Raw genomic sequence first — 13,243 nt, forward strand, 5'->3', positions numbered from 1 at the left:
GAATATTTTAAATCAAATAATTCAGATCAAGTTAATTCAAATCAAATAATTCAAATCAAATTTCTTGTTTATTTCATCGCAAGCGGATCGCCATGCAGTGGCGGAAGTGCATGCGGCCTGACAACTTCGCCGCCTCGTTCGTAGGATTCGATAACCGCAAATGTATATTCCAGTACGGCTAGTGCATCCCGTCCGTTAGCCCGCAGCTGCTCGCGAGGAACTCCATTTTCAATATCCTCCAGAAAAGCATGCAGACGGTTGTTGAATGTTTGATCGAAATCATTTGTTCCAAAATCAGTAACTTCAGGCTCAGGCTGGACACTGATCGCAGGAATACCTTTGGCCGCTTTCCAATAGGACACCTTTTCTACGCAATTCTCGATAGTGAAGGTCCCTTTGGTGCCTGCCATTTCAAAGCTCCACCAGCCGCCAAGACCATAAACAGCGTCACCTCTTTGGCTTAGCAAATAACCGACTCCGCCGTTAGCGAATTTAACATGAATGCTGTTGATTGAAACCATAACATCGCCTGCACTGCGCCGGAAACCAGGACGGTCCGAAAATGTTTGTACATGCGTAATATCACCGCAGAAGTAACGCATAACGCTGAATGGATGGGTCAAGAAAGCTTTCATATGGAAATAAGGATGACCCTTCACTTTTGGCGAGCCAGCAGGGGCATAATTCTCTTCGCCGCCATTAAAGCCCATTTTGTGCAGGCAGTAAACCAGCTCTCCAACCTCTCCGTTATCCACATACTGTTTGGCCTTATCAGCAGGAGGGGTGAAATAGTGATTCAAATTGCAGCCCAGGTACACCTTCTTTTTCTCTGCAAAAGCAACTAGCTCCCTCGCTTCATGAATATCATGACCAAGCGGCTTCTCTACAAGGACATGCTTCCCATAGCCAATCGCCTGCATAGCCGGTTCGAAGTGCCAGCTGCCATTATCGATTCCGCCTGTTGTGATGTCCACCACCTGCAGATCTGGCTCACCTTCGATCATTTCAGCAACACTGTAGTACGCTTTAACCCCGTATTTCGCAGCGGCTTCATCGGCTCTTTCTTTTACGACATCACATACAGCTACCAGATCCGCCAGCTCCTCATTCTGATAGCAGCGGGCATGATGATTACCGATCCCATTTAAACCTACGATCCCAATTTTAAGCGCCATAATGTATCCCGGTCCTTACACCTACACTTACCAAGCACCGGAATGTTCACCTTCCTTTCATTAATTGAAATGTATGCAGCTTTGAAATTTATCTATTCAACAAATACCCTACATCCCGGTACATCCCGGCTAAATCTTTAGCCTATATCCCGAATATGGCGGGGTCATCTAACGAAACACGGCGGCCTTCCCTTGCCGATACATAACTCGCCAGCACCATACGGAGGGAAGTCCGTCCTTCCTCTGCCGTAGCGATTGGCCCAGCTTCACCATGCAGAAAATCTGCCAATGGCTTCGCCAGTCCGCGGATACGGAAGCTGTGATTTGGCGGACTTTCGATATCGCTGGACTCCCAGCTCCCGCTTGCCGATGTAAACCACTTAAGCCCTTGAGCTCCTTCCGCACGGGGAATGTTGCAGCTGACAGCATCCCCGAAATTCTGTACGATCGTTCCACGTTCACATATGATTTCCGTTGTATTCTCGCCAGCTGTGCAGGTAAATGAACAATTGACCTCGGCTATTGGGCCTTGTGAATATCTGAAAATGGCAATACCGTTATCCATTGGAATTCGCGGATTGTAGAGCGATTCCACTTCAGCTGTGACGCTCTGTGGTACCCCAAGCAGCCAATGAAGGAAGTCGATCGGATGGGCCGAATCGTCTGCCCACATGTCCCGATTGTGCTCGGGCTTTACATGCCAAGAGTCCGCGAAAGCAGGGTCCAAGGCAACGCCAAGTCCATGCCGGCGGCGGACCATAAATACCCGGCCCAGCTCGCCGCTGTCAAGCAGCTGCTTCATTTGCAGATTTTGCGGATCTACTCTCATCTGCCAGGCCAGGGTGAACGGAATCTGATGCCGGTTAACAGCAGCGACGATCCGGTCAGCCTCAGAAAGTGTCAATGCCATCGGCTTCTGCAGGATTACTCCTTTTCCACTAGCAGCAGCCAGTTCAACCAACTCCGCGTGCATGGAAGTTTCCGCAGCCACGACGACTGCCTGAATATCCTCACAGGCTAGCAGTTCCCTCAAATCTGAATACGCTTTCAGCGAGAACGCCTGCCGGGCCTTTTCCAACCGTATTGCATCGTGGTCCCAGCCTGCAGCAACGGTTATCCCATATTCCGGATGCTTACTCCACTCCTCACAGTAGGCATTTACATGCCCGTGCGCAAATCCTAATATGCCTATTCTCATTGTCGTTTTCATATACACTCCTTTCAGCTGTCCCTCATTGCTTATTGGAATTATGATTTCATTATAGTTGAGTGCTCACCCTATTTCGCGGTCGATCGGGACAATTACATATGCGATCTGGACCATATTTTTGGAAAATGCCTAGCGGCGTCCTTTGATATGCTTGTTCCTAGTTTTGTGCGGAGTGAGGAAATGAACGATGGGTTCCACCGCTGTTAAAGATGGGTTCCCTGAATGTAGACAACCAGCGGAAGGAACCCATCTTTAAATGCGGACGTTACCACTCTCCACCCCATCGTCCATTTCCTCTTTCAGCCTGCTCAGTAGGAACACTGCTACCTCAAACGGACTGCCAACTAGGATTTTTCCTCTTGGCAGAAGGAGATGGAGATTCCCCTTTCGGGGCGGAAAGGGCGAGGACGAGGACAAGGGCATGGGCATGGGCATAGGCAAGGCGCAAGAGTGGGCACGGAGGATGAAGGGCGGCTTCTTTAGCTATGTTTTTCATCGTTAAAACGCTGGATCGTCTCCATATACTTGAGTTAACAATGAAAAACATCGTTAAAACCCCCTTTTTTCAGCCCGAAGGAGCCTTCAGTCCTCACATAGCGATGAAAATCATCATTAAAATGCTGATCCACCTGAAAATCCTTGCGTTAACGATCAAAAACATCGTTAACTCATCACCCCCTTCAGTGGCCGGGGGGGCTGCTGGGGCAATGTTGTCAGGTTAAGCAACTTCTCAGGCGATACGACGAGCAGCTCGAGCAATTGCACGCGGAGAGGGGACGGATTTCTAACGGACAATTTTGCACCTTAGACGCGTTTTTTTCATCCTTCGCCCATCCTAACGGACATCAGCGACTCTTAACACGCTCAACAGGGGGAAAATACGCTCCGTTAGGGCTGTAAGAGGCGCTAATGTCCGTTAGAATTCCAGCTGGGCTTTTGGGGGGCGCTAAGGAGCGCTGGTGTCCGTTACAGTTACTGGCTTCCCATTCGCGTCCGCTGCCCCTCGTTAACCTGACAACATTGGGCTGCTGGGAGCGCCAGCCCTATCAGGGCATGCAAGCAATAATAATATTGACAAAGGAAAAAATATTCATTATATTTTTATAAAAGAAAAAATATTTCTTCTTTCCACTCAAAAAGGAGATGTTTTCTTTTTCAGACCGGAATACTAAGCACTATTCTATATAGGAACGAGGATCGCTATCAATGAAAATCACAGAAGCAGGTAATACGCTGCTAATGATAAGAAGTCTGGTGAACGCATTTACCAAAACAGAGCAAAAGGTTGCTGATTATGTCTTGAATCACGCTTCGGAAGCCATCTATTTATCCATAACGGAAATGGCGGATAGGGCAGGCGTCGGGGAAACTACCGTGCTGCGGTTTTGCCGGCACATTGGCTTTCGCGGCTTTCAGGAGTTCAAGCTTTCTCTCGCCCAGGATGTCGTTCAACCAGTTCTCTCCTTTGACAAAGAAATCCAGGATGATGACGATGAGATGGCAATATCCCATAAGGTCGTCGCCTCACACATCCGAACCCTTGAAGAAACTAGAGACTTATTGGATCCGGTCAAGCTGTATAGTGCTATCGAGCTGCTAGATCAAGCTGGAAAAATTGCTTTTTACGGAGTGGGCTCCTCTGGGATTATTGCAGAGCAAGCCGCTTCAACCTTCATGCGCATCGGCAAATATTGTGAAGCACCGCGGGATACACATTTCCAGGCTATGAGCGCCTCACTTCTCACCGAACACGATGTTGTCGTTGGGATGTCTGTTTCAGGGAGTACCAAGGATACGATAGACAATTTGACGATCGCCCGCCAATCGGGGGCCAAAATCATCTGCATCACCCACAATGCCAGATCCCCAATTACCAAAATCTCCGATATCGATTTATTGATGTCGGCAAGGGAAAATCCGCTGCAGGGCAGCTCGCTCTCAGCAAAAATCGCACAATTAATCGTTATCGATATTTTATGCATGGGCTTGACCATGAGAATGAAGGAAACCACCCGGCTTACTAAAGAAAAAACATCCAGAGCTGTTCTGACTAAATTTTATTAGAAGCTTCTATAAATGCAAGAATACAAACTCTCGTAAACTCGTAATTAAGATGGGAGGAAAATAGAAACCGTGAATGATACAGACAACCTCTGGGAAACAGAGCGAACGAACCTGCAAACCGATGAATTAGACCTGATGTCTTCGCTGGAAATCGTACAAAGTATGAACAGGGAGGATCAAACAGTCGCGCAAGCGGTGCAACAATGCCTTCCAGAAATTGCAGCCGCGATCGATTTGATCACATCGGCAATGGAAGGTCAGGGCAGACTATTTTATCTTGGCGCAGGTACGAGCGGTAGGCTTGGAGCTCTTGATGCTTATGAATTTCCACCTACTTTTGGAGTGGATCCTTCACTTGTCGTAGGCGTTTGTGCAGGAATCGGCATCCAGGATCCTATACAATCGGAAGAGGCCGAAGATGACGAAGCATTGGGCGAATGGGACTTGCGACGCCACGATTTAACGGCAGCCGATATTGTAATCGGGATAGCAGCCAGCGGCCGTACACCTTATGTATTAGGTGGCTTGAAATATGCCAAATCGCTAGGTGCCCGAACGGTTGGCTTAAGCTGCAATAAACATTCAGCTGTGGGGCAAGCTGCTGATTTGGCTATAGAAATAGTCGTTGGCCCCGAAGTCTTATCAGGTTCCACTCGTCTCAAGGCAGGCACCGCGCAGAAAATGGTTTTGAATATGCTAAGCACAGGGACTATGGTACGTCAAGGCAAAGTATACCGCAATTATATGGTTCATCTCGTTCCCAGCAATGAAAAGCTGCGAATCCGCTCCCTGCGCATGATTGAACAAATTACAGGAGCTAGCCCGGAAAAAGCCGCACAAGCTTATAAGCAATCGGGCAATGATATCGGTCTAAGCATCCTGCTGCTGTCGGCTGATCTATCCCTCGAAGAGGCTTCAGCCTATATGGAAAAAGCAGGAAGGCGCGTTCGTGAAGCCCTTCACCTATCATCACAAGGATCACTATCAGATTAGGAGACCACAAATGACTAATTTATTTCCGAATAAAGGATTAATTGTATCCTGCCAATCATTCCCAGGTGAACCTTTGCACGGAACACCCTTTATGGTAGCCTTGGCGCAATCAGCTAAAATCGGTGGTGCTGTGGGCATTCGGGCAAAAGGGGCAGCCGATATTACGGCTATCAAAAAGGAAGTTGGATTGCCCGTAATCGGGCTTAACAAAGTGGATATAGAAGGGTATGAAATTTATATTACTCCAACCCTGGAAATTGCTCTAGCCGTCCACGCGGCAGGAGCTGACATAGTAGCTATTGACGCTACCACTCGCCAACGGCCCGACGGATTGAGCTTGAGTGATACGATACGCGAGCTTAAATCAAGGGGCATTCCGGTAATGGCGGATGTTTCTATACTTGAAGAAGGGCTTGCCGCCGAAGAATTCGGCGCCGACTATATTTCCACGACTTTATCTGGCTATACCTCCTATAGCAGACAGCAAGAAGCCCCCGATCTTGAGCTGGTCGCTTCTCTCGCCGGCAGGGTTAACCTGCCTATTGTCGCAGAAGGCAGAATTAACACTCCCGACCAGGCTGTCGAAGCGTTGAGGCTTGGGGCCAGCCTTGTTGTTGTAGGCAAGGCAATCACTAGGCCGCATCTCATTACGGCAAGCTTCTCTGAACAAATGGACAGCTACAGGAGGAATGAGCTTGAAGGTCATCGGCATTGATCTCGGAGGCACCAAAATAATAGGCGGCATAATAGATGAAGTTGGGAACATGGAACAGCCCATCGCTGTGCCTACCCCGACTCAGCTTGGCAGAGAAGGCATCCTCAATGCATTGAATCATATTATTGAGCAGCTGCTTTCCAGAGAGCGTGAGGATATTCAAGCAATTGGAATTGGTTCAGCCGGACGTATAGACCGCGCCACCGGGCGCGTGCTCTATGCGACCGACAACCTGCCAAATTGGACCGGAACAGAAGTGAAACTGCTGCTTGAAGCTGCACATAGACTGCCCGTATATGTCGACAATGATGTCAATGCAGCGGCGCTTGGTGAGATTTGGCTCGGATCCGCGTGTGATCTGGATCATTTCATGTTCGTGACGCTTGGAACAGGCGTTGGCGGTGCCCTCATTCACAATAGGCAAGTCATTGCCGGCCCGCAAGGTGGCGCTGGTGACATCGGCCATATGATTCTCTATCCAGGTGGCCACCCTTGCAACTGCGGTCAGCGGGGATGTCTTGAACAATATGTATCCGGAACGGCTTTGAACCTGTTTGCACGGCAAGTAAATCCGCAATGGAACAGTCGAATACTGATGGATAAATACACCGAATCCGAACCGAAAAGCAGCCAGATTATCCAGAAGTTTATTACCGATCTAAGTACAGCATTCGCCTCTCTCAATAACCTGTACGAACCCCAAAGGATTGTTATCGGCGGCGGCATTATGGATACCCACATCCTGTGGTGGGATCATCTGCTTGCTGCCGTCCGGCAAACAGCCTCACAGCCTCTTGAGCTGCTTCCAGCTCAGCTTGGGGTTAAATCGGGTATGCTTGGTGCTGCCCGCCTGGCTTTGGACGGCTTGGCAGAGCTTCAGTAAACCTCTTGAACGGCTATGTAACTTGTACGGAAACGAGTCTCTGGAGGAAATCTTGAAAAGCACTTAAACTTTCTGTGTTCAAAAAAAACCGCCAGGATTCGAAAAGCTCCTGACGGTTTTTTATATAAATTACTGATCCTCATCCTGTTTGTTAAACCACGATCTCCACATTCGCTTCCGCCGCGGCTTCCATAAAGGAGGCTTCAGGTGAAATATTCGAAATGATACGGCTCACGTTCGTTAATTCAGCGAATGAAATGAGCAGCTTGGCCCCGAATTTGCTGTCGTCTAAGACCATATTAACTGTAGTTGCCTGCTGGATAGCCTTCTTTTTCAATTCCGCTTCAAATACATTGGAATTGCTGAAGCCATGCTGCAGGGTAAACCCGGTTGCCCCCAGGAATACCTGATCGAAGGCCATTTTCTGCAAAGCTTCCACGGCCAGAGGGCCAACAAGCGACATCGTTTGCTCAAGCAAAAGCCCGCCTACAACGATGGTATGGATATGCTTCTCCATCAGCTCGGCAGCCACGTTCAAGGCGTTAGTCACAACTGTGATCCCGCTACCTGACGGAAGATACCTGGCCACCTGCAACGTTGTTGTACCCGCATCGATAAAAATAGCCTGTCCAGGAAGCACCAAGCCAGCAGCAAGCCGGCCAATCTTCATTTTCTCCTGCGTTTGGACCGTATCCCTCTCCTTCAGGGAAATATCCGGCGTTACCGGAATCGCACCTCCGAAGGTGCGGCGGATCAGCCCGAGCTGTTCGAGCTTCTCCATGTCGCGGCGGACGGTCATCTCCGTCACCTGAAAGTAATCCTTCAGATCACTGACTTTGACCTCGCCTTCATTCTGGATACGGTCCATGATTTGATGCTGACGCTCATTCAGTCCTGGACGCATTACAGTACCTCTGGTTGTCGCTTAATCCGCGAATCCGTGAAAATGTCCAGGTCATCCCGGCTAGTACTGGAAAACTCGGAAATGATTGCTCCCTGGTCTCCAGCCTGAAACCAATGAAGAATATTGGGGTTAATCGTGTACTGCTCACCCGGATTCAACTCGATTTCATGGAAAACCGTATAATAAGGCTCACTGCCCTCTGGAACTACTGCTTGTGGAGACTCCGCAGGCTCCCCTTCAACGTAAAGAAATACTTGTCCCGAGCGGCAGCGGAACGTCTCCATCTTGCCAGGCCCGCCATCAAAAGGTGGATGCTTATGCTCCGGACAGGTCTGTCTTGGGAACAAGACCAGATCCTTCGCACAATACCGGTCCGTATTGATATAAGTAACAAGCTCCAGACCCGTTCGCTCCAACTCGCCAAGCCCGAAATCCGCGACTTCGATTTGTTCTCTTTCCTCAGGTGTCAAGACAACACCCAATTGACGGAACATTTCCGCAGTCCGCTCCTGAACCCGGCTGAATTCCTCTTTGGTTAACATAATCGTTAGCCTCCTTGTTGGTTAAGAGAATCACGCGGTCCTGCCCAGATGGCCGACGAACCCAACCGCACCCAGCCTGGTAAAGGCAGGGAAGCCGGCAAGTGTTTCCAGCCACCGGCAATTCGCTCCTGCAGCTTGTTCCAGCTTGGAATTCCTGAAGTCGCATCCACGGCCTCAACATTGCAGGCACCTACTCCAACCGCAGCAACCATAGATTCCTCAACAGACATGCCATGCAGCAAGCCACTTAAAAATCCAGCAATCGTACAATCCCCCGCCCCAGTAGTTCCAGCAACCTTCACTTCAAAGCAAGGAACCGTCAGCTCACGGCTAACCCAGGACTCAGGTGCTGTTAAAGCGCATCTGCCTATATCAGAAATTTTGGCTATATCATCTGTAGTCCTTACATATAAACCTTTATCGCCCAGCTTGATCGCAACAATCGCAGCCCCCAAGTCCAATAGCTGTTTAGCAAGATCTGCGAGCAATGCCTCGTTAACTTGATCTAATAAATCGCCTTCCAGCGTCCATTGATCATAACGCTCCCGATCGAGCATAAACAGAATTTCTTCCAAACTCGGTAAAAAGATATCCACATGAGGTAGTATACGCGCTAATAGTTGCTTCCAATCCACCTGTCCAGCTGGCGACGCAGGATCAGGCCTGGACATATCAAGCGAAGTCGTGAGTCCGCTTTGCTTCACACGGGAAAGCAGGCTTTCCAGCTCACTACCTTCATTCTCATACATGCGCTGCATCAGCGGCGGATAGCCAAAGTGAAATAACCGCGCGCTGCCCAGTTCCTCAAGGCTGACATCATCCGCCACAAACGTGTCATTGGCTCCAGGACAATGCAGGAAAATACGGTCCTCGCCTTCCGGACTAATGACGATACTATAAGAGCTTTGCTCGCCTTCACAGACGATCATGCCTTCGTCGAGACCTTGTCCATTGCGTTTCAGCTCATCGACGATAGCACGGCCAAAAAGATCATTACCAACCTTGCCCATCAGCTTCGTCTGCAAGCCTAGCCGGTGCAGGGCTACTCCCGTATTCGCTACCGTTCCGCCTGTTGCCGTGATAGCGGCACCGACATTGACTAGCTTGCCGGGAATAAGCAAGGCGTCCAAACCATTCCCCTTCAAATTCGGGATAATATCCAGGCAAATATGCCCGGCAACAATCACTTCTGTATCAGCTTCAGAGGGCTTTCTCAAGCTAATCCCTCCCGCTGAGGGTCACAGTCTGACCCGTACGCTCCGATTCAAGTGCGGCAGTGAAAACTTCATGACTGGCCAAAGCTTCCTCAGGAGTCGCACAGCGAAATGGCTGCTGCATCGCATCACGATTGACGATTTCGTCGCAGAAAGCCGCCCACATTTGCAGAATCGAGTCCGAGAAACCAAATTCGAAAATGCCGCCAGTAATTGTAGAATAGCCTGATTGATAAGGTACATCTGTAATATGCCAAGCCTGCTCGCTGCCTGGTGTATAAGGAAGGGATGCAATCTGCTTCGGATTTTTGGTGGAGAATTCTGCTGAGAAATCAGTACCCGTTACACGCAGAAACCAAGTGTTGGCATGACCAGGAGCAATTCTTTTCGTTGATAAAATCATCGGGAACTGCTGATCTTCCGTTTTCACTTCACAAGCTAATATGGCGTTGTCCCAAGTTTCACACGGTACTAAGTTACCTGTATGATCTGGACGTTCCTTCACTACTTTTGTCAAAAGAGACCTTACATTGCTTGGCTTCCAGCCAAAACGGAGCGGCATATGCATAACATGCATACCCAGATCCCCCATACAGCCATACTCGCCATTCGTGCTGATCCGTCTTTTCCAGTTGATGGCTTTACGCGGGTCAAGATCACTGCTGTGCCAGAAACCAGCTTCAACTTCCATAATCGTACCGAAGCGTCCTTCGCGAATCCACTGTCCTAAGCGGTAAGCTCCTGGATAGAAAGGAAATTCCGAGGAACAACGAACGAGAACATCAGGATGCTTGGCAACCTCGTCAACAATAATTTGATTGGCTTCCTTATCGATACCGAACGGCTTCTCACCTAGAAGATGCTTGCCTGCGCGGATAATGTCCACATAAATCTGGGTATGCAGGTTATGCGGCACTGCACAATAGATAGCATCAATCTCAGGATCTGCAAGCAGCTCCTTGTAATCTGTTGTTGCTTTCACAACACTTGGAACCTTCTCCTGGAACCACTTGGCTGCCTCAGGATTAGCATCGCAAACCGCAACAATCTTCGGTTCAAAATCGACATTCAAATGACACCATCTTGCAGCAGCACTAGCGAATTCCTTGCCCATCAAGCCGCAGCCGATAACTCCAAAGCGGATAATTTTCTTCGACATTTAAGCTGACGCCCCTTTCAAAATATCCAGTGCTTGCTCAGCCGTAGCGCCATCATGTACAACAGCCATAAATGCACGCGTCATTAATTCCGGGTTTGGATGCTGGATAACGTTGCGTCCGTAAACAATTCCGGATGCGCCTTGCTGCATCAATGTGTAAGTACGGGATAGAATCTCTTCATCTGAAGCTCTGCCGCCGCCGCGAGGCAGTACAGGCTTACCGGAAGCTGCTTCTATAACCTTGTGGTATTCTTCTATGTTATCGCATGGATCTGCTTTAATAATATCGGCTCCAAGCTCAGCTGCCTGACGTACCAGAGGCAGAATCTTGGTCAAATCGCCATCTACCATATAACCACCGCTTTTTTCATTCGGCAGCATAACTAAAGGCTCTACCATTAACGGCATGCCATAACGCTCACAATCCAGCTTCAGTGCACAAACATTTTGAACGCATTGGTGATACAGCTCAGGCTGATTTGGCAAAAGCAACAAGTTAACTACCACACATGCCGCATCCAGGGCTAAAGCTTGCTCTACCGGGTTGTTAATCAATTGGCTGAACAAATGAGATGGCAGCTTGTTGCCATAAATATTAGCAATATCCGTACGAACTACAAGCGATGGCTTCTTCTTGCCAGGAATAGCTTGCAGCAGCTTAGCCTGACCGGCACTTAACTGGATCGCATCCGGATCAGCCAGTACAATCGTTTTGATTGCCTGCTCTATATTTTCAATTCCAGCTAAAAAGGAATACTCATTAAAAAAACCATGGTCAATCGCAACATCAAAGCATTTACCATCCTCGCCAAACAAACGATTCAATCTTGGTTGAACAGACATGCAGACACGCTCCCATTATCATTTTAACCGAACTTCATGTTCGATTGATACAATTTAATTGTACTATTTAAACATGAATTTGTCTATGAAAAGATAATAAAAGTTCTATTCAAACATTTTTTGTTCGCTTTTGGCCAATAACGATATATCTGTCCTGTGTTGGTGTCTCCCCCCATAGCGCTGCATCCATCAATGGCTCAACGATTACACTCGTAAAGCCCTGCTGCTTGAGTAAAGCCGCTAGCTGGTCACTAGGCTGTCCTGAATAAAAAGGAAGCCGCCCACGAATAAGCTCATAATCCGATTTATTATCCTGATGATCCCACTGTCCTTCAACGAGTGCGATTCTTCCATCCGGCTTCAGCATACGCCACCATTCTCCCATCGCCTTGGCTGGATTCGGAAGCGTCCAGATCAGATGCCTGGCCACAACGAGATCGAAGCCCCCGTCCGGCAAATGCAAACTTTCCGCATCCTCGAAGCGAAACTCAATCGATAGGTTCGCCTGCTCCGCCTTCCACCTGGCCATCGACAGCATCTCCTGTGCGAAATCAACACCAGTAACCTGATGGCCCAGCTCAGCCAGCATCAACGACAAAAAGCCTGTCCCGCAGCCCAGATCGAGCACACGCAGCTTCTTGTCTCCCGTTAATTCATTCCATATATGTAACCAGCCTTGATGCTGGGCTTTGTTATGCAGCCCCTGCTGGGGGACTTGATCAAATTCAGCGGCCCGGGCATTCCAGTGCTGCTTCACCAAGCCTTTTATTTCAATTTCGTTCAACTCAAATCTGCCCATTCTTCAACGCTCCTCATCTATTTATTATCATTAACATGAAAGTTTGGATGATGACTTGTGGTGATGATGACTGTGATGATGATGATGTAATGATATTGATATTGGTATCTAGATATATGATATAAATTTGGGTAATAATGTCTTATTCATAATGATAATGATAATGATTATCAATATCATAAATATAGTATACTCATTCACTGATCAAAATTCAAGGTACGGTATTCATCGTTACGGACACCAGAGAGCTTATTTGCCGTAATTCCTCCTATTTAGGAAAGCTAACGGACATCAGATCCTCTATTTGGATAAAAAAGATCCCATTTCCCCCCAGCCAAGGTTATTAACGTACCTCATGCCCGTAAAAACCAAAAAGAACCTTAAAACTCACAGATAACGTACCTCCTGTCCGTAAGCTGCTTTTGATATGCTCTGTCCCCGTCTGGACCAGTCTCTTTCTTATTGAGGAGCAATCGTTACATGACCAGCACAACTATCAACAAAAATAAGCTGACTCTATGAAGACATAGAAATCAGCTTATCTTTATTGTCCAACTAACTGGGAATCTAGGATTTGAACCTAGGCATGACGGAGTCAAAGTCCGTTGCCTTACCGCTTGGCTAATCCCCATCGAAGAGGAAACTAACTGGGATTGAATTTGCTAATACTTGTTTATTTTGTGCAAAAGGTTTAGAAATATACATCTACCATGGATTTTCTGAGAAAAAAAGAAAAACGCAG

Annotated in this window: 13 protein-coding genes and 1 tRNA gene; 5 read left to right on the forward strand and 9 right to left on the reverse strand. The window is 48.2% G+C overall.

Features of this window, described 5'->3' with window-relative positions; genetic code table 11:
* Window positions 1-68 precede the first annotated feature (68 nt).
* On the reverse strand, window positions 69-1,175 hold the full coding sequence (locus J2Z66_RS23875; protein ID WP_209975109.1) for a Gfo/Idh/MocA family protein: 1,107 nt from the start codon (window positions 1,173-1,175) through the stop codon (window positions 69-71).
* Window positions 1,176-1,317: 142 nt separating this feature from the next.
* Complete coding sequence (locus tag J2Z66_RS23880; protein WP_209975111.1) at window positions 1,318-2,385, reverse strand: Gfo/Idh/MocA family protein; 1,068 nt, start codon at window positions 2,383-2,385, stop codon at window positions 1,318-1,320.
* A 485-nt stretch (window positions 2,386-2,870) separates the two neighbouring features.
* On the opposite strand from J2Z66_RS23880, the gene J2Z66_RS23885 reads away from it, so the two are divergent.
* The 5 genes from J2Z66_RS23885 to J2Z66_RS23905 all read left to right on the forward strand — a co-directional run bounded on the left by J2Z66_RS23885 (window position 2,871) and on the right by J2Z66_RS23905 (window position 7,040).
* The gene (locus tag J2Z66_RS23885) at window positions 2,871-3,107 is read left to right on the forward strand and encodes a hypothetical protein (RefSeq protein ID WP_209975113.1); all 237 of its coding nucleotides are present in this window, start codon (window positions 2,871-2,873) and stop codon (window positions 3,105-3,107) included.
* A 484-nt stretch (window positions 3,108-3,591) separates the two neighbouring features.
* Window positions 3,592-4,449, forward strand: coding sequence for a MurR/RpiR family transcriptional regulator (locus J2Z66_RS23890; RefSeq protein ID WP_209975115.1), 858 nt, complete (start codon window positions 3,592-3,594; stop codon window positions 4,447-4,449).
* A gap of 69 nt (window positions 4,450-4,518) precedes the next feature.
* Window positions 4,519-5,442 (forward strand): N-acetylmuramic acid 6-phosphate etherase, encoded by a 924-nt coding sequence (gene murQ / locus J2Z66_RS23895; protein ID WP_312894734.1) that lies wholly within the window; start codon window positions 4,519-4,521, stop codon window positions 5,440-5,442.
* A 10-nt stretch (window positions 5,443-5,452) separates the two neighbouring features.
* Complete coding sequence (locus J2Z66_RS23900) at window positions 5,453-6,157, forward strand: N-acetylmannosamine-6-phosphate 2-epimerase (protein ID WP_209975117.1); 705 nt, start codon at window positions 5,453-5,455, stop codon at window positions 6,155-6,157.
* Complete coding sequence (locus J2Z66_RS23905; RefSeq protein ID WP_209975118.1) at window positions 6,138-7,040, forward strand: ROK family protein; 903 nt, start codon at window positions 6,138-6,140, stop codon at window positions 7,038-7,040. Before J2Z66_RS23900 ends, J2Z66_RS23905 begins: the two co-directional genes overlap by 20 nt.
* Before the next feature lie 151 nt (window positions 7,041-7,191).
* Here the strand turns inward: J2Z66_RS23905 and J2Z66_RS23910 are convergent, their stop codons facing one another.
* From J2Z66_RS23910 to J2Z66_RS23940, 7 genes are all read right to left on the reverse strand, one after another.
* A complete protein-coding gene (locus J2Z66_RS23910; protein WP_209975120.1) occupies window positions 7,192-7,944 on the reverse strand; it encodes a DeoR/GlpR family DNA-binding transcription regulator in 753 nt (250 codons plus the stop codon).
* The gene (locus J2Z66_RS23915; RefSeq protein ID WP_376774467.1) at window positions 7,944-8,438 is read right to left on the reverse strand and encodes a D-lyxose/D-mannose family sugar isomerase; all 495 of its coding nucleotides are present in this window, start codon (window positions 8,436-8,438) and stop codon (window positions 7,944-7,946) included. Before J2Z66_RS23915 ends, J2Z66_RS23910 begins: the two co-directional genes overlap by 1 nt.
* Before the next feature lie 53 nt (window positions 8,439-8,491).
* A complete protein-coding gene (locus tag J2Z66_RS23920) occupies window positions 8,492-9,703 on the reverse strand; it encodes a carbohydrate kinase family protein (RefSeq protein ID WP_209975123.1) in 1,212 nt (403 codons plus the stop codon).
* 1 nt (window position 9,704) lies between these two features.
* Window positions 9,705-10,859 carry a Gfo/Idh/MocA family protein gene (locus J2Z66_RS23925; protein ID WP_209975125.1) on the reverse strand — a complete coding sequence of 385 codons (1,155 nt, stop codon included), beginning with the start codon at window positions 10,857-10,859 and terminating at the stop codon, window positions 9,705-9,707.
* Window positions 10,860-11,702: a class I fructose-bisphosphate aldolase gene (locus J2Z66_RS23930; protein WP_209975126.1), complete on the reverse strand. Its 843-nt coding sequence runs from the start codon at window positions 11,700-11,702 to the stop codon at window positions 10,860-10,862.
* A gap of 109 nt (window positions 11,703-11,811) precedes the next feature.
* Window positions 11,812-12,501 carry a class I SAM-dependent methyltransferase gene (locus J2Z66_RS23935; RefSeq protein ID WP_209975130.1) on the reverse strand — a complete coding sequence of 230 codons (690 nt, stop codon included), beginning with the start codon at window positions 12,499-12,501 and terminating at the stop codon, window positions 11,812-11,814.
* A gap of 559 nt (window positions 12,502-13,060) precedes the next feature.
* A tRNA-Gln gene (locus J2Z66_RS23940) sits at window positions 13,061-13,132 on the reverse strand.
* Window positions 13,133-13,243 lie beyond the last annotated feature (111 nt).

It is taken from the genome of Paenibacillus eucommiae, from assembly GCF_017874215.1.
GTDB classification, from domain to species: Bacteria; Bacillota; Bacilli; order Paenibacillales; family NBRC-103111; genus Paenibacillus_AI; species Paenibacillus_AI eucommiae.